This is a genomic window from Prevotella marseillensis, assembly GCF_900625065.1.
Taxonomy (GTDB): Bacteria; Bacteroidota; Bacteroidia; order Bacteroidales; family Bacteroidaceae; genus Prevotella; species Prevotella rara.
In genome coordinates this window covers 452,308-469,892 of the sequence record NZ_UYXY01000001.1, presented here as the reverse complement: position 1 = coordinate 469,892, position 17,585 = coordinate 452,308, and the positions used below count along the sequence as shown (strand labels likewise).

Annotated in this window: 16 protein-coding genes and 2 pseudogenes; 4 read left to right on the top strand and 14 right to left on the bottom strand. The window is 43.3% G+C overall.

Going from position 1 to position 17,585, the window contains the following annotated elements; translation table 11 throughout:
- Positions 1-9: 9 nt before the first annotated feature.
- The 7 genes and pseudogenes from EJL04_RS02060 to EJL04_RS02025 form a co-directional block, all read right to left on the bottom strand.
- On the bottom strand, positions 10-867 hold the full coding sequence (locus EJL04_RS02060; RefSeq protein WP_241209928.1) for a FimB/Mfa2 family fimbrial subunit: 858 nt from the start codon (positions 865-867) through the stop codon (positions 10-12).
- 56 nt (positions 868-923) lie between these two features.
- The gene (locus tag EJL04_RS02055) at positions 924-2,150 is read right to left on the bottom strand and encodes an OmpA family protein (protein ID WP_125103933.1); all 1,227 of its coding nucleotides are present in this window, start codon (positions 2,148-2,150) and stop codon (positions 924-926) included.
- Between the two features lie 87 nt (positions 2,151-2,237).
- Positions 2,238-2,483: a hypothetical protein gene (locus tag EJL04_RS02050; protein WP_077155865.1), complete on the bottom strand. Its 246-nt coding sequence runs from the start codon at positions 2,481-2,483 to the stop codon at positions 2,238-2,240.
- A gap of 167 nt (positions 2,484-2,650) precedes the next feature.
- The gene (locus EJL04_RS16540; RefSeq protein WP_077154754.1) at positions 2,651-3,781 is read right to left on the bottom strand and encodes an AraC family transcriptional regulator; all 1,131 of its coding nucleotides are present in this window, start codon (positions 3,779-3,781) and stop codon (positions 2,651-2,653) included.
- Between the two features lie 7 nt (positions 3,782-3,788).
- The gene (locus tag EJL04_RS02035; protein ID WP_125103932.1) at positions 3,789-5,423 is read right to left on the bottom strand and encodes an RNA-binding domain-containing protein; all 1,635 of its coding nucleotides are present in this window, start codon (positions 5,421-5,423) and stop codon (positions 3,789-3,791) included.
- Positions 5,420-5,635, bottom strand: a pseudogene (locus tag EJL04_RS16535) (helix-turn-helix transcriptional regulator). The gene EJL04_RS02035 and the pseudogene EJL04_RS16535 overlap by 4 nt, the downstream one beginning before the upstream one ends.
- Positions 5,636-5,707: 72 nt before the next feature.
- Positions 5,708-6,964: a transposase gene (locus EJL04_RS02025; RefSeq protein ID WP_071149385.1), complete on the bottom strand. Its 1,257-nt coding sequence runs from the start codon at positions 6,962-6,964 to the stop codon at positions 5,708-5,710.
- A gap of 409 nt (positions 6,965-7,373) precedes the next feature.
- On the opposite strand from EJL04_RS02025, the gene tet(Q) reads away from it, so the two are divergent.
- Entirely contained in the window at positions 7,374-9,299 is a 1,926-nt protein-coding gene (gene tet(Q) / locus EJL04_RS02020) for a tetracycline resistance ribosomal protection protein Tet(Q) (protein WP_125103931.1), read from the top strand.
- Positions 9,299-10,273 (top strand): annotated as a pseudogene (locus EJL04_RS02015) (sensor histidine kinase family protein); the annotation flags it as partial. The gene tet(Q) and the pseudogene EJL04_RS02015, both read left to right, overlap by 1 nt.
- Positions 10,274-10,378: 105 nt before the next feature.
- Here the strand turns inward: EJL04_RS02015 and EJL04_RS02010 are convergent.
- Genes EJL04_RS02010 through EJL04_RS01995 form a run of 4 tightly spaced genes read right to left on the bottom strand, consistent with a single transcriptional unit; the run spans position 10,379 to position 12,463 of the window.
- Positions 10,379-10,876, bottom strand: a complete 498-nt coding sequence (locus EJL04_RS02010) for a GNAT family N-acetyltransferase (protein ID WP_071148956.1) — start codon at positions 10,874-10,876, stop codon at positions 10,379-10,381.
- The gene (locus EJL04_RS02005; RefSeq protein WP_007215998.1) at positions 10,873-11,271 is read right to left on the bottom strand and encodes an SRPBCC family protein; all 399 of its coding nucleotides are present in this window, start codon (positions 11,269-11,271) and stop codon (positions 10,873-10,875) included. The genes EJL04_RS02010 and EJL04_RS02005 overlap by 4 nt, the downstream gene beginning before the upstream one ends.
- Before the next feature lie 20 nt (positions 11,272-11,291).
- Positions 11,292-11,831, bottom strand: a complete 540-nt coding sequence (locus EJL04_RS02000; RefSeq protein ID WP_007215997.1) for a GNAT family N-acetyltransferase — start codon at positions 11,829-11,831, stop codon at positions 11,292-11,294.
- A gap of 2 nt (positions 11,832-11,833) precedes the next feature.
- Complete coding sequence (locus EJL04_RS01995; protein WP_125103930.1) at positions 11,834-12,463, bottom strand: CatA-like O-acetyltransferase, family 2; 630 nt, start codon at positions 12,461-12,463, stop codon at positions 11,834-11,836.
- A 45-nt stretch (positions 12,464-12,508) separates the two neighbouring features.
- On the opposite strand from EJL04_RS01995, the gene istA reads away from it, so the two are divergent.
- Positions 12,509-14,107: an IS21 family transposase gene (gene istA, locus EJL04_RS01990; RefSeq protein ID WP_011965960.1), complete on the top strand. Its 1,599-nt coding sequence runs from the start codon at positions 12,509-12,511 to the stop codon at positions 14,105-14,107.
- Between the two features lie 11 nt (positions 14,108-14,118).
- Positions 14,119-14,874 carry an IS21-like element helper ATPase IstB gene (gene istB, locus EJL04_RS01985; protein ID WP_011965959.1) on the top strand — a complete coding sequence of 252 codons (756 nt, stop codon included), beginning with the start codon at positions 14,119-14,121 and terminating at the stop codon, positions 14,872-14,874.
- Positions 14,875-15,041: 167 nt separating this feature from the next.
- Here the strand turns inward: istB and EJL04_RS01980 are convergent, their stop codons facing one another.
- The 3 genes from EJL04_RS01980 to EJL04_RS01970 form a co-directional block, all read right to left on the bottom strand.
- The gene (locus EJL04_RS01980; RefSeq protein ID WP_007215995.1) at positions 15,042-15,296 is read right to left on the bottom strand and encodes a hypothetical protein; all 255 of its coding nucleotides are present in this window, start codon (positions 15,294-15,296) and stop codon (positions 15,042-15,044) included.
- Between the two features lie 7 nt (positions 15,297-15,303).
- Positions 15,304-16,059, bottom strand: a complete 756-nt coding sequence (locus EJL04_RS01975; RefSeq protein WP_125103929.1) for a ParA family protein — start codon at positions 16,057-16,059, stop codon at positions 15,304-15,306.
- Between the two features lie 234 nt (positions 16,060-16,293).
- Complete coding sequence (locus EJL04_RS01970; RefSeq protein WP_005807140.1) at positions 16,294-16,707, bottom strand: single-stranded DNA-binding protein; 414 nt, start codon at positions 16,705-16,707, stop codon at positions 16,294-16,296.
- Positions 16,708-17,585 lie beyond the last annotated feature (878 nt).

Below are 17,585 nucleotides of genomic sequence, written 5' to 3'. Positions count from 1 at the left end.
AAGTTATTATTATTTTATTTCTACTTCATTGTTGAGGTTCGTCCAACCGTTGATGGTAGCTTCCAGATTCATCTTAGGCTGCATTTGGTTGTAGTTGAGTCGCAACTCATATTTTCCCCCAACCTTCATCGCAGGAGCGGTGATGTCATACTCTTGCAAGGTCCCGTCAGGGAGCAGTAGTCGGAGATAAATATGAGAGGTGGAGCTTCCCTGTATGGTCGGCATCAGCCGGATGACTTCTGATTGCAAAGTTGACTCAGTAGCCAAGATTGTAGGCATTTCCACTTCCGTTGGCTTTATGCTCGGCAATCCATATTCTCCATCACTATTCTTCTGTGTAGGGAACAGACACCAGGCTGCATCTAATGCCTTGCCACTCATTTCTGTGCCTTTTGGCACATTCTCAATGATGACGGTCAGTTCTGAAAGCACGCTCTTCATAGGGTTTTGCACCACATAGCTGCCTTCCTTGTTATCTATCTTCACGTCGGCAACTCCGAAATAAGCATTATGCTTCACATCCTTAGGATTGGTCAAGCCTATCTGGATATTGTTCCAATTAGTCAAAGCCCTGGTCTGGTCAGTGGTGAAGAATGGCTCTATGAGATTGGTAATAGCCAATATCTGATAATGCCCTTCAGAAAGAGCGAAGCGTTGGCTTGCCACCTCCTGCGCACTGCCATAATGTTTTTCCTCTACTAAGGAGCCGTCATCGGCATTGAATATCCAGAGTTTCACATCCTTCACTTCCGTACCTTGGTCGGCTTCATCTGCCCAAGTGAGCGATACTGACAAACCACCTTCATCCTCATCAGAATGAACATCATGGTCGCAACTTGCCAACAGGCATGGGATGCATAACAGCACCCATAACCAAATATTAAATCTTCTTTTTGCTTTCATTCTCTATCTTGTTTTATGGGTTACTGATTATTGTCTTTAGTCTCTACTCGGCGAGCCTTATCCGCATCTTGGGTGTCATCGCTACCATTTCCTATGGCAGTAATGCGATTTGCCTCTATGCCATTCTTCGCAAGCCAAGTTTTTACGGCTTCGGCACGCTGGCGAGATATACGTTTATTGACAGCCACGCTGCCTTTTGTGTCACTCCAACCTGTTACCGTCACCTTCATGTTCGGATTCTCTTTCAATGTTTTGAGAATATCATTCAATTTAGTCTCTTCATTTTGTTGGATGTCGATACTATTGAAGGTGAAATATATGACAGGGAAAGTCACCTTTGCAGATTCTTTTATGTCTTGTTCAGCAACTTTTGTTTCTGCCTTATCCACAGTTTCTTTCTGATTGACATTCTCCGAAGAAGTTGGGTTTTGTTGTAGAACCTCCTTTTGTGGAACTGATGGAGTTTCTGCTATCTTGTTCTTCTTTTTAGAGAGGTTTATCCCCAATCTTACTCCACTTTCCCAAACAAAGTTGTTCTTATGCAGATGCTCTGGCATTCCATCCATACGTTCGCCAGTAAGACGAGTCAAACCGGAATAGATGCCCAATTTCAGACATGAGGTCAGTTGATAACCCACCTGCAAGTCTGCGCCATAACCCAAATGCCAGTTAGCAGAACCTTTCATCACCTTAGCATCATCGGCTATAGTACGGATGTCAGCCTTGGTAGTTACTGCATATATATGAGGTGAAACTGCCAAATCCCATCGGCTGTCAGCTGTTTGAGGGAACAACCCAAGGAGGTTGATATTTACTCTTGCCCCATATTGTCCCATCCTGACATGGCTTTTCAGATTGGCATATTCCCAACTGTCCATGCCTAAGACACCTGCCTTGTAAAGCACACCGTCGCTACCCAACCAATAGTTACGTTCTACGCAGCAGTCTTGTGCAGACAAGTTCATCTCTCCATACTTGGCAGATAACTCTGCCGAGAATATGGAGTTGAAACGATAGCCACCATATAAACCAGCAGCCCAACCGAGATGCGTCTTGTCGTGTCCGAAACTTGAGAAAGTAGAGAAACCGAAAGGCATTCCACCCTCAATACCGACGTACCAGCCATGCGAAGTTGCCTTTCCATCTTCTTTTACTTCTGCTTTCGCAAAAGAAAATGGAAGAATAAATGCAAGCATTGCGACCAGCAACCGATTTTTTGTTGTCAAATAATTTATCATATCACTCATTTATTTTTTATCGTAAAAGTAAGGAACTATTTCCAATTACAGGACAAGTATCCACCACAAAGCCAAATCATCCATTCTAACCGAAACTCACTCCAGAAAATACAAGAGGTTTGTCAGCAAGATAAATATGGATGCAAACAGCAAAAAGATATAAAAACGTTCTCTCTTGATGAAGTCACGAAAGCTATAGCGAGCCTTCCAATGATTCTCAAGATACATTCTGTACTCATGTATCATGGCATATCCGAAGATAATACATGATATGAGTACAAACACCCCGATGATGATCAGGGCTAATTCAATCCTTGGCATTGTTTCTATTACTTCTTTCATGTTGTAAATATAGAGTTTTTCTACGAAAGAAGGTGCATTTTTTCCCTGTTCATGTGTCGCATTCCTACCAAAAAGGTGTCGCATTCGTAGGAATGCGACACCTTTTTGGCTGTTTTTCGATAAAAGTTTTGCTTTTTCTTTGGAATTTTACAAAATGATGGTTATGCTCAATTTGAGTCATTTTGTGCTGCATTTGTAGAGTGGAAGTCTCTCCATTCTGTAGGAGAACAGTCTTCTTTTGTCTTGAAGATCCGGTAAAGATGAGTGCGACAAGAGAATCCACACTCGGCTGAAATGATGTCGTTGCTATAATCCGGATATTCCAACATCATCTTTTTTGCAGCGTTGAGACGTATCTCGCTGAGCCATATTCGGAAGTTAGAGTGCAGGCATTGATCGAAAAACAGGCTCAATTCGTTCTTTGATATACAAAGTGTACGAGAAAGCGTCAACATGTTTACATTACAATCCTTATAGCCCAAATCCATACACCATTGGTCAAGACTGTTTTGAATAAAGTTTCTGCGATCCTCAGGCAATTGCTGTAAAGGTTTTTCTTCTTTCGCCCCCCCACATCGTTGAATGTTCTCTTCTTTATCCAATAGCTCTTCTGTTGGAATATAACTGCTGCCAAGAGCAATAAACGTAAGATTGAAGAACAACAAGGCAAGCAATTCGGCAGGACCTACTATATATAATAAGGTGGTAGAAAAGATGGCAACTGGCATAGCGAGAACTGCGAGCCATAGAATGATTACACTTGCACGCGAATATCTTACGTAAGGCAACAAGTCCGTTGCCGCCATTGTCTCCAACATATTTTTACGCCTAATCATCTCCTGAATAATCATGTATATGCAATAGAAAACACTTACGCAAAACAGAGTCAGCATCAAATAAAGCCCTTCTCTGATATACAGGCTATGATGAAGACTGATACCCACGCAAAAGACCACAATGATGGCAGCATAAATGCCACTACACATCAATATCATCTTTCTGAGTTTGGAACTTGTGGTCTCTATGTTGTAGATTCCCATGGAGATAAGCGAAAAACAGGGAGTATAAATTAGAATATTGACGATTGCCCCAAGACTGTCGTCGGCAGCACGGAATCCGAAAAGCATCTGCACGGCATATTGTATCGCCAATCCTATTAAGGCGACAACAATCATCCATCGTGAACGCTCATACCGCTTGTTCTCCCATTTTACATGCAGATGAGAGAGTGCCACGAAGAAGGCATTGATGAGCATGAAGATGAAACATGCAAACTGAAGTAGAAATAATGAATCCATAGTTTTCTTATCTTATGTTTACTTTCTTGTATTTCTGGTTGCTTGCCGTAGGATTATCCGGATTAGTCATCTGCAAATATCCTGCTGCGACAAGGGAGGTGATGTATTTGGCTATATTTTTTGTATGATAGACAACACCGGCTCTTTCCAAAATTTCCCTACTTGTTCTTGGCACGCTACAGAAGTTTACTATATCCTTCTGTTTATTCGTCAATGACACTATTTTAGTGTCATGGTTAGTGTTATGGTAACTATGTATAGTGTCATGGTTAGTGTTATGGTAACTATGTATAGTGTCATGGTCTTCGACAAAAGTGTCATGGTCGGTGGCTAAGTCAGTGTCAGAGTGTCTAAATCCAGTGTCATGGTCTTCGACTTGGGTACTTTTTTCATGGACTTCGTTACCGACTTGGTTACTTTCTCCTCTCCAAACCGTGATGACAAATTCCTGTGCCTTGTTATTATTCATAAATGTGACATTGATGTCTTCGTCCAGAGCACGAGTGATGCCGCTACCTACACCAGTGTATGGCAGCAAGTATATAGCATTGTTAAAAAGGAACATATTGCGAGGCATGGAAGTTCCTGCCTTGATGTCATCAATAGTGAGTCCGTTAGGCAATGCACCTGGACTGTGAATCTCAACACGATTGTCGAAAATGAAAATGCGAACAGGAGCTTTCATGTTCAACGAGCGATGCACAAGGCTGTTTACCGTGAACTCAACCAAGCTTGTGTAAGGTATTTCCAACTTACCCATGCTGTTGAATTCATCTCCCACCTGCACATTATGCAGATTACGAGTGAAGAAATCCATGATAGTTTCATACTGATGAAGCAGGTTTCCCTCCATATCTGCATCATTCACCTTGTCACGAAAAACCTTGCTGCCGACACTGTTGCCTGCAAAACAGATACACTTGGCTGTCATCATTGGCATCCAGCGTTGGGTGTATTTGCCAAACAGAAGCATGGCAGCAACGGTCAGGGTACCATCAGGACGGATAAATCGCAGATTGCGAAGTATCTTCTCACAGTCATGTCCCTTAGCTATGGCAGAGCAAATCATATCAAGTGATGCTTCATTAAAAGCGTCACCTGTCAAGCCTTTCTTCTCCAACACTCTCTCAAAACGGTTGCCAAGAAACAGCTTAATGGTCGTTGCATCAAGGTCGTTGAGAGTAGCACCTTTGATGCTTGCCTCGTCAGGGGCAAAACTGCCACAATCGGTCATCATCTCGGCAAGTTCTGCATTATCGAACACTTTACGCTTGTCGGCACCATTCTTCACCCATACGATACCCTTATTGTCATGATAAGGCTTGTTGACTCCTTCCTTGATTGTTGCTACTACCAAACAGCCGTCTTCCACGGCAACAGTTTCGACGTTTATCAGAATGGATGGCACTACGTTTTCTGAAGCAATGTCACTCAACATGTTGGTTGTTTCTTGTACCTCAGAATACGACAAGGCATTGATCTCTCCTGTTTTATCCTTTATACCAACTACTAACTTTCCACCATGTGAATTACTAAAAGCCACTAATTCACAGGCAATATCATATTTGTCGAGAATGCGTTCCTTAAACTGCACTCCCGATACCTCGCCTGCCTTTATCTGTTTCAATATATCGTCCATCATTCTTTGATACATTCTTTGTTCAATAAATCGTTTACATCCACTTTCAGCAAATCAGAAATCCGTATTAAGGTTTCCAAGTCTGGTTGTCAAGTGTTGGTGCACCATTTGGAAATGGTTGCTTGGTCTTTACCCAACATTTCTGCCAACCATTTGTTTGAGTGCTTGGTTACTGCCAACATTATCTTCAATCTGTTTACATCTTTTTTTGCCATATATTTATAGATATGATTCGTATGCAAAAATACAATAATTATTCTAACAATAGTTCGTTAAATTTTGGATAATCACGCAGCGTCCGAGACGCCATAATATAAGAGTTCTTTGAAATCGTTGGTATTTAATAGCCTGTGTGGGTGCTTTCCAGACATACGAATAAATCTCTGTATCATATCCGCATTATGAATCAGCGTCTTTACATTGGAGACAGAAAGATGCACGCCGCAACTCCGGGCAAAAGCCCTTGCCACGTTGACAGAGGAGAGCGACATGTTGAACGCAAAGTCCAGTGATTCCCTCTTCCGTGACTGGCAGTGGGCGAGTCCGGTAAACTGCTTTGCATCGCGGTAAAGGTACTCAATCTGGAATCGGGTTCGGTAGATGTCCATGATGTCTCTGGCAGACATCGAGGTGTCTGTAGAGAAGAACACCTTCCTCTCCTGAGTCTTCCTGCCTGGCTCGAGGCAGTCAACAATGACCACCTTGACCTTGCGCTTGAGACCTGCCGACCAGACAACCGCAGAATAGAGTGTTACCACCTTGTCATCCGAGGTGATGTCTTCACTCACAAACGCATTCATGTCGAGATTCCTGATGTCCACCCTGTCACCATAGACCTTAGGTCTTCCACGCTTGCCGGTCTTGGGACCATCATAAAGATAACGCAGTCTTACATCGCTCCTGAATCTGCTTATAAGGTTGAATCCCAAAGCAATGAGACCATCCACAAAAGGTTTCTTCGAGAAATAGGCATCAGCAACTACCGTCTTGCAGACTTTCCAAAGTGCATCTTTCTGAGAGGCAATGACCTTAAGATACCATGCCAGCAGTGAATTTGGATCATCCATTCCCGCAAGGTACTTGGGAGGACGGCCTCTGGACACGATGTCCACCGTCTGCACAGCCCTGAGATGTACGGCATCACGCTCATCGGCATCAACAAGCGCTATGCCCAGAATCTCAAGCCCCCATTTCGCGGCAGATGCGCATCCACTCCAGAAGTATCCCGTGCCGGGAGTGTGCTTTCCCGACTTGGGAATGTAGCTCGGGTCGATGGCGATGGCAATCCTGTGCTGGAGTTTCTCCCTGCAGTACGCAAGGTTATATCCCACCCAGTCAAACTTCTTCCGGAAGTTCTGTCTGAAACGGCTCTCGCAGCAGTCGCTGGACAGCGCCATTTGGGTGAAGTTCTTACGTTTCGTCATGCTTAGGAAAAGAATTGAAGTAATGACGAAGAAAGTTTTAAAACTTTTGCGTAACTTTGCAGTGCCATCAAGGGCATCATTGATGATCTTGGTGAGCTGGTCAAGTGGCTGAATTTCCATTAGCAAATTGGTTTGTCTGGCAACTGCTAATTTACTAATTTTTAGCGACTTGGCCAATTTTTTTAGACGCTTATTTTCAGTCTTTCAGGCTATTATTCCCATCTATTTTAAGATTCGTTGTTTATGGTTGTCTGACAGGTGTACAAGTTCCTGTCAGAGGTGCTGTATATATGACGTAATATATTATAAATGAGTCTCTAAACTAAAAATTAACTAAGTATTGTTAAAAAAGTTCTTTGTGCTTTTGTCAGGGAACTTTTTTTTCGTAAATTTGCGTTCAATTATGCGGCAGTAATAATATACATATTAATACGAGTTAAGAATCCTGTAGTTTTCTACATGCTACGAGGAGGTATTAAAAGGTGCGTTTCGGCAATGCATCTATTGTAGTATATTATTGCTTAATCAAATGAACATTATAAATTTAGGAATTCTTGCTCACATTGATGCAGGAAAAACTTCCGTAACCGAAAATCTGCTATTTGCCTGCGGAGCAACGGAAAAGCGCGGCAGTGTTGATAAAGGTGACACCATAACAGACTCTATGGATATAGAAAAACGTAGAGGAATTACTATTCGGGCTTCTACGACATCTATTGTTTGGAATGGTGTGAAATGCAATATCATTGACACTCCGGGACACATGGATTTTATTGCAGAGGTGGAGCGGACATTCAAAATGCTTGATGGTGCAGTCCTCATCTTATCCGCAAAGGAAGGCATACAAGCGCAGACAAAGTTGCTGTTCAGTACTTTACAAAAGCTGCAAATCCCGACAATTATATTTATCAATAAGATTGACCGTGCCGGTGTGAATTTGGAGCGTTTGTATATGGATATAAAAACAAATCTGTCGCAAGATGTCCTGTTTATGCAAACTGTTGTCGATGGATCGGTTTATCCGGTTTGCTCCCAAACATATATAAAGGAAGAATACAAAGAATTTGTATGCAACCATGACGACGATATATTAGAACGATATTTGGCGGATAGCGAAATTTCACCGGCTGATTATTGGAATACGATAATCGCTCTTGTGGCAAAAGCCAAAGTCTATCCGGTGCTACATGGATCAGCAATGTTCAATATCGGTATCAATGAGTTGTTGGACGCCATTTCTTCTTTTATACTTCCTCCGGCATCAGTCTCAAACAGACTTTCAGCTTATCTCTATAAGATAGAGCATGACCCCAAAGGGCATAAAAGAAGTTTTCTTAAAATAATTGACGGAAGTCTGAGACTTCGAGACGTTGTAAGAATCAACGATTCGGAAAAATTCATCAAGATTAAAAATCTAAAGACTATTTATCAGGGCAGAGAGATAAATGTTGATGAAGTGGGTGCCAATGATATCGCGATTGTAGAAGATATAGAAGATTTTCGAATCGGAGATTATTTAGGTGCTAAACCTTGTTTGATTCAAGGATTATCTCATCAGCATCCCGCTCTCAAATCCTCCGTCCGGCCAAATAAGCCCGAAGAGAGAAGCAAGGTGATATCCGCTCTGAATACATTGTGGATTGAAGACCCGTCTTTGTCCTTTTCCATAAACTCATATAGTGATGAATTGGAAATCTCGTTATATGGTTTGACCCAAAAGGAAATCATACAGACATTGCTGGAAGAACGATTTTCCGTAAAGGTCCATTTTGATGAGATCAAGACTATCTACAAAGAACGACCTATAAAAAAGGTCAATAAGATTATTCAGATCGAAGTACCACCCAACCCTTACTGGGCCACAATAGGGCTGACTCTTGAACCCTTACCGTTAGGGGCAGGGTTGCAAATCGAAAGTGACATCTCCTATGGTTATCTGAACCATTCTTTTCAAAATGCCGTTTTTGAAGGGATTCGTATGTCTTGCCAATCTGGTTTACATGGATGGGAAGTGACAGATCTGAAAGTAACTTTTACTCAAGCCGAGTATTATAGCCCGGTAAGTACACCTGCTGATTTCAGACAGCTGACCCCTTATGTCTTCAGGCTGGCTTTGCAACAATCAGGAGTGGATATTCTCGAACCGATGCTCTATTTTGAGTTACAGATACCACAAGTAGCAAGTTCCAAAGCTATTACAGATCTGCAAAAAATGATGTCTGAGATTAAAGGTATCAGTTGTAATAATGAGTGGTGTCTTATTGAAGGGAAAGTTCCATTAAATACAAGTAAAGACTATGCCTCAGAAGTAAGTTCATACACTAAAGGCTTAGGCACTTTTATGGTTAAGCCGTGTGGGTATCAAATAACAAAAGGCGGTTATTCTGATAATACCCGTATGGAAGAAAAGGATAAACTTTTATTCATGTTTGAAAAATCAGTATCATCAAAATAATGGAACGATCCAGGAATTTCTATAAGACAATACGGTTGGGGTATATACTTATCTCCGTTCTTATCGGATGTATAGCATATAATAGCTTCTATGAATGGCAGGAGATAGAAGCATTAGAACTTGACAATAAAAAAATAGACGAGTTCCGAAAAGAGATAAACAATATCAATATTCAAATGATAAAATTCTCTCTATTTGGTGAAACAATACTGGAATGGAACGATAAAGATATCGAACATTACCATGCACAGCGTATGGCAATGGACAGTATGCTCTGCCGTTTCAAAGCTACCTATCCGGCAGAGCGTATAGACAGCGTACGCCATCTTCTCGAAGATAAGGAACGGCAGATGTGCCAAATCGTGCAGATACTTGAACAGCAACAAGCCATCAACGATAAGATACCCCGTCAAGTACCCGTAATCGCGCAGAAAAGTGTGCAAGAACAACCCAAGAAACCTAAACGAAAAGGATTCTTGGGCATCTTCGGCAAAAAGGAAGAAGCGAAACCAACTGTGACTACCACGATGCACCGTTCCTTTAACCGGAATATGAGAACCGAACAACAGGCGCAAAGCCGTCGCTTATCGGTTCATGCCGATAGCCTTGCCGCACGAAATGCGGAACTTAACAGGCAACTGCAAGGACTGGTTGTTCAAATAGACGGGAAAGTACAAACTGACCTACAAAAGCGGGAAGCCGAGATAACAGCCATGCGGGAACGGTCGTTCATTCAGATTGGGGGCTTGACAGGGTTCGTTATACTGCTACTGGTCATATCATATATCATCATACACCGAAATGCCAACCGCATCAAGCGATATAAACAGGAAACCGCAGATTTAATTGAGCGACTGCAACAAATGGCAAAGCGAAACGAGGCACTGATAGCCTCTCGCAAGAAAGCCGTTCATACCATTACCCATGAATTACGTACACCACTGACGGCAATAACGGGTTATGCCGGACTGATGTTCTATGGAACTATAAAAGAAAAAGATTACCGATAATTTACCGGTAATCTATAATAGGGAGATGTCTTCTTGAAGAAGATGACATATATAAGAGGTTGTCCGTCTTTAGTAGGATAGTGAGAGATCTTTAAGCATGACAAACTCCTCTTCAGTCTCATGGATGATCTTAAATCCAAGTTTTAGATACATTCGGACGGCATAGTTCGCCTTTTGTACGGACAGAGAGACGCGACTATATCCTTTGCTCTCAAGTAATCGAAACATTTCACGCATAAGATGGCTTCCTATGCCTTTACTCCTGTATTCCTTATATAGGGATATGGAGAGCGATGGGGTCCTGTCATCCACATGTCCGTAATCATTCATAATACGTACCCACACAGCACCAACCACTTTGCCTTCACTGTCTGCGACCAGACAAAAGTCATCTTTTTTATTTCCGAAGTCCTCAATATACAGTTTCAGTTCAGGTAAATCCACCACGTCCTTTGAGGGCGGTTTGACTCCTTCAGGAATATAAATCGCTTCGTAAAGAAATTCTCTTAGCAAATGGTTCTCACTACCTTGCAAATGGCGTATTATATACTTGGCCGATCCGTTCATTCTTGTTCACATTTTCTTTTCAGGTCAGCTATATACCGTTTCTGCTGTAATTTCAAATACAACAATGCAAAAGGATATAACCACCATTTCTTTAGGTTAATTGACTCTGTAAAAATCACTTCCGTTCCATTTTCAGCCTGTCTGAAATGTCCCGTCCACTCCCCGGAAAAGTTCACATTATCCATAAGAAATGAATATTTTAGAAAAGGCTCTATAACAGTAACAGTAAAACAGGTGACATAGCCTTCATTACTTATCTCCCTGAAATGGCGCTCGTCGGAAACTTCTATGTCCTTTATGTCACTTCGCCATGAATAGTCGTAAAGTGAAGTGACAGAATGCCAGACAGATTCCAAATCAGCCTGTATAAATGATTTTATCGTAGTTCTTATCATGGGACATTTTTATATTTCTCTTACCGTTTTTTCCAGTCCTCTCTGGTAAGCAAAGTAAAATGTTCTGTACGGATATCTCCTAACGGAGAAGTCTTTCCTTCTTCTGTGTGATGGTACTTGAATCCACATTTTTCCATTACCCTGCGGGATTTGATGTTTCCGTCATAATGTCCACACCAGACCCGTTTCACATCAAGTTCGACGAAGCAACGCTTCAACAAACGTTGTACGGCTTCCGGTATAAGTCCCTGTCCCCAATAAGGAACACCTATCCAATATCCTATTTCTGCATCTCCATCCTGCATCTCCGCACTGTGTACGCCATCAGCGAACATAATTCCGACACTGCCTATCGGTTCATTGGTTTCTTTCAATACTACAGCGTATGTCTCGGGTGCAGAAAGGATATCGCGTATTATTTCTCTGCTGTTTTCCACAGATGTATGAGGAGGCCATCCGGCAATGGGGCCGATAGCAGGATCTTTGGCATAATTATAAAGAGACTCTGCATCGTTTTCTGTCCAGGGACGAAGTATCAATCTTTGTGTTTCCATATTCATCGCTATACAAGTAATTTATTGATTTCCTGCTGCAAGCGATCCAGGAACTTTGCAGCATGTGCCCCATCCATTTGAGTGTGATGGAATTGGAATGAAACCGTCAGTGTCGTCCTGAAGAACCCCTTACGGTACTTGCCCCATATCATAAACGGATTGTTGAAGATACCGCTGTACATACCTACCGCACCGTCAATTTCATATTGGGCCAGTGCGGAAGTTCCTATTACCATGCTTTCAGTCAAGTTGTGGTTCTCACAGCTTTGTGCTACATCCGTTGTCAATTTCAGATAATCTTCATTGAATAGCTGCAAATCATCAGAAAAGGGCACATCGCATGAACTGACCTCATTGTCCTTGTTCATAACAATGGTATTAACCGCAATGGCATCATATTGCATCAATTTGTCTCCGACAGGCAGCATATAAAATTCCTTGATACCGCTTGCCGCCTTGCCGATGCACCAGCACATCAGCATATTGAATTTCATACCTGACTTTTTGCTGATTTTGACCAGATGACTGACATCCAAAGTCTTGAAAAATGTAACCATCGGCATCGGGGCTTTCATCCAAAGCTTGTAGATACTAATTGAAAAGTGCGCCAATATTCCAATTGAAAAGTGCGCCGCCATAGGATAAGTATAATGACCTTTGTATCATCCAAATACAAAGGTAAAATGAAGACTATGGTAGAAAGACAATCAATAATACACATGTATAGAGTATGCGGTTATAGCAAACGGCGTATCTCTCGTGAACTTCATGTCAGCCGTCATACCGTTGACAATATTCTTTCAGAATACGAATCAGCCATCCGTACTGATAATCCGGAAGAGGCTTTGAGTGATTTGCTTACCGTCCAGCCCAAGTATGACAGTTCCAAACGCCGCCCTCGCCGCCTTACACAAGAGATTAAGGACGAGATCGGGTTTTGCCTGAAGAAGAATGCCGTTAAGGTAGCTACGGGGCTTCGCAAGCAGCGCATGCTGAAGAAGGATATCCACCAGTTTCTGTTATCCAAAGGATATACCATCAGTTATGCCACAGTGTGCAGTTATATAAAAAATATAGAGTCATACAAAGAGAAGAAAAAGAGCGAAGCCTTTATCCGGTTGTTCTATGAGCCGGGATGCATTGTTGAGTTTGACTGGGGTGAAGTCCTTCTTTTTATTGACGGTGTCAAGACCAAGTTTTATCTGGCCGTATTCACTTTCGGGCATAGCAATGGCAGATACGCCTACCTTTTCAGGCATCAGAATACGCTTGCCTTCATGGAATCCCACCGCAACTTCTTCAGGGATATACATGGTGTCCCCGCCATGATGGTCTATGACAATATGCGTGTAGCCGTCAAGAGCTTTGTCGGTGGTGACAAGAAGCCTACGGAAGCCCTGATGAAGATGTCCGGTTTCTATTGTTTTGAGTACCGTTTCTGTAATGTACGGGCCGGATGGGAGAAAGGGCATGTGGAACGCAGCGTGGAATATGTCAGGAGGAAAGCTTTCTGCCTGACTGACCATTTCAATGACATACGTTCCGCCCAGGAGCATTTGAACCGAATGTGTACGCAGGTCAACAACGAGCAGGGCAGTCTTTCAACAGCGGAGAAATCATCGCGTCTGGAGGCTGATTTGTCATCGCTGAAGCCTTTTCCCGGCAACCTTGGCTGTTTTGAGGTCAATGAGTACATCGTGGACAAGTGGTCGACTGTCAGCATGAAAAATGTTCATTATTCCGTACCTGATTCCCTTGTAGGAGAAAAAGTACATGTCAAGGTCTACAGTGAAAAAATCGTCATCCTGTACGGGAAGGAGAAAGTGGCCTCGCACCAACGCAGTTATTGTGGTGGCGACTGGTGCATCAAGCTGGAGCACTACTTGCGTACACTTTCCCGTAAACCGGGTGCATTACCTCATTCTGTGGTCTGGCAAAGAGCACCGGAAGAACTGAAAAGACTGTATGACAGCTATTTCAAGAATGACAACAGGGCATTCGTCCTGCTGCTGGACTATGCATGGGAAAATGGTTTTTCCGGGACAGACATCATCAGGGCATGCAGGGAACTGACCGGACGTGGTGTCAGAAAGATATCTCCGGAACAGGTAAAGGCCATGTTGCATGGCAACGCACAGGAAGAGATGGAAGAATCCATGGAGTCGCCTGTTCTTCCGGCACAACAAGAGAATATAGAAAGAGAAGCCGTGGATATGCTTGAAGGCATCACGGCACTCATGACAGGATACAATGAAGCGCATGATATAATACCAACCATTTAAGTTTATAATATATGAAATCAGAAAAAGAAACCATTTATGACTATGCGACAGAACTGAAGCTGCTGGCCTTCAAAGAGGAACTGGAATACACCCTTTCATTGGCAGCCGGAGAAAACTGGAGCCATCTGCATTTCTTGACCGAATTGCTTGGAAAGGAAAGTGTCAGAAGAAGGGAATGTAGAAGAAAATCAAGGATAAAATCTGCGGGATTCCCACAAATGAAGTATCTGCATGAACTTGTCATGGAAGACATGCCCAAAGAGGCACAGATAATATTGCCTGAATTGGAAACACTGGACTTCATCAGGGAGGGAAGAAACATAGTCCTGTATGGAAATCCGGGGACGGGAAAGACTCATATTGCTACGGCTTTAGGAATAAAGGCCTGCCAGCAGGATTTTACCGTATTGTTTACTTCAGTCCCTGTCTTGCTTACCCAGATAAGGGAAGCCAAATCCGCAAAGACACTGCGGGCGTTGCAATTACGGTTTGAAAAATACGATCTGGTTATCTGTGATGAATTCGGATATGTCAGTTGTGACAAGGAAGGAGGAGAACTGCTTTTTAACCACTTGTCCTTAAGGGCCGGGAAAAAGGCTACAATCATTACTACTAATTTGGCTTTTAACAGATGGAATGAAATCATAAAGGACAAGGTGCTTGTAGCGGCAATGGTCGACAGGCTTACACATAAAGCCTATCTGGTAAATATGACCGGACTCTCTTATAGGCTCAAAGAAACACAAAAAATGAGACAAGATAAATGAAGATTTTAAACTTATATGTAATTTTGTAACAAGTATGGATGGAGCTCTTTTCAATTAAAATACGGTGCACTTTTCAATTAGTATCTACAATCCAAAGCTCAAATGCGTATGCACGGGTGGTTTCTTTGGGATTTATTTCTCTCATAGTGCGTCTTTCAAATTTTCAATCATTTTTCATGCTTCTCCAGATATTCTCTCATGGCCTCGTTGACGATGTCACGGAGAGACATGTTCTTTTCGATGGCCAGGTATTTCATCCTGGTATGAATGCTCTTGTTAATGACGAAGTTGCAATGCACCGCCGGTTCCTTTTCCGCCTTGGCCGGAGCCGTTTCTTTTTTCTGCGGGGATTTTTTGGTTGATGAAAGCAGCCCGTCAAGGCCGCTTTTCATACCGTCTTTCAATAAATCGCTTTTGCCCATATTGTTTTTACTTTAGTTTCAGTACCTCCAGCGCCAAGTCCATATAATCCTTGGCCCCGTTGCTGTTTTTGTTATACTCGAAAATGTTCAGACCCTTGATAGGAGCTTCCGCCAGAGCCACGTTGTCCCGGATGACGGTCTTGAACACCTTGTCGCAGAAAGAATCGTTGATGAGCTCGGACACGCTTTTGTTAAGCGTCTTGCGCTTGTCGAACTGGGTGATCACGATACCTCCGATGCTCAGTCCCGGATTCAGGCGTTCCCTGACGATTTTAACCACATTCGTAATCTTTGCCATACCGCGCATGGCGAGGAACTGTGCCTGTACCGGGATAATCAAGAAGTCCGATGCGGTAAGCGCATTGAGCGTGAGCAGTCCCAGCGATGGCGGACAGTCAATCAGTATATAGTCGAATTTCCGGCTGTCAAGCAGCTTCGCAATCAGCCCTTTCAGTATCAGTTCCCGGCCAGGTTCGTTGATAAGTTCCGATTCGGCAGCCGACAGGTCAAGGCACGAGGGAACGATGGCAAGGCCGTTGTTCAGTTCGACCAGCGGCAAAGGGTATTCGCCCTTCATCGCCCCGTACACGGTCTGTTCTTCCTCGATGGACAGGCCGCAGGATTCCGTGAGGTTTGCCTGACCGTCCATGTCGATCAGGAGCACACGTTTTTTCTTCAGCTGCAGTGCGGCAGCGAGATTTATGGTAGTGGTTGTCTTTCCGACCCCACCTTTATGATTCAGAGCTGCTATAATTTTTGTCATGATTCAGAGTCTTAATGTTCTGGTACAAAGATAATACTATTTTTAGTATTCACTACAATTAGTATTTACTATTTTACTACTATAACATATTTTAGTATCGTAGTATTTACTACTCTACTAAAAGACTTAGCCACTAAATGTAGTATCTACTATTTTTCGTAACCCGGGATTTACTAATCTCCTAAATTACTACAATTAGTAAATACTACATCCGTGACCGTTTTCCGGAAGATGTCAGAACGGAAGGTCTTCCTCCCCGTCCTGTGGCATGTCCGCCGGAGGAACTGGTGCGTTATCGGCAGCTGCGGCTTGGCCGTCGGCTTCGGAGGTTGTACCTTCCCGCTTACCGGTATTGATGAACTCCAGGGCATCCGCCGTGATGGAGAGCTGGATCTGGCTGTCGCCGTTTTTGTCCTTCCACAGTGAAGTTGACAATGTTCCCCCGACAAGGACCATGCGCCCTTTGGTGAGGTATTCGGAGAGGCGGATATGGTTTTCCTTGTTGCTGCGTACCCTTACCCATGTGGTAACGGCGTTTCCGTGCGAGAAGTCATCTACTGCCATGTCAAAAGCTATAAACGAACCGTGTGTACCCTCGATAACCTGACAATCCTTTCCGATGCGACCGATAGTGTGAATGTATAGCATAATTTGAAAATGTTTTGCGGCAAGGTGGTTAGTCCTGCCATTACCTGTGACTTTGTTTTTTTCTTCCCTCTGGTCGGATCCTTTCTGCCGGACCGCCTTGGGGTTTTATGGTGCATGACAAGGATGTCGGTACAGCCCATTCGACGTTTTTTTGAAGCAAAATACTCTTGCCCGGCAAGGAAGATTTTCCTTCAAAATGCACTTCAAAACGGAAGAATCAGGCGCGACAGCCTACATTCGCACCTGATAAAACCTACGCGGCGGCAGGCAAGGTATGACGAGAGAAGGTAATCCCGATACAGATATAAAAGGCAGAATTGTCCCATATATATAAGGGGATGTTTATAAAAGTGATGAATGACGGCTTGGGCGGGTAAAAGAAACGGTCTGCCGGGCAAACAAAATGGGGACTCTTTCTGCCTGTGACATGCCGGAGGCACGACGGACGGCACAAGCAGAATGTGTCACCGTTTGCCCACGACGCCGTCGGCCCGGAAAGAAAAGCTACGGACAGAAGGCGGAATGTGCCGGAGCAACAACCAGGCAGGATGCCCATATAGCGGAATACCGGTTGTTTCGACAGGTCGAAGCTCCGGCATGAAGCGGTATGATGCAGACTGCCGTTGATCGGGCACAGCCTTCCGTACCTTGGAGTGGAGGGCGGACCGCGGCACAGACATCATACCTTAATTTTCGGGTGGGGAAAGCCGGATAGAAAAGGATTCAATTTTGAAAGATGTAGATCTTGATGTAATAACACATGTATTTACAATTGTTTTATCATATTTGAAATAGCTGTTGCACCGAGCGATAATACATTATTTGAAACCGACTGGGAATTTGATTTATCTTCATTTAAGCCGAAATACTCAAAAGCC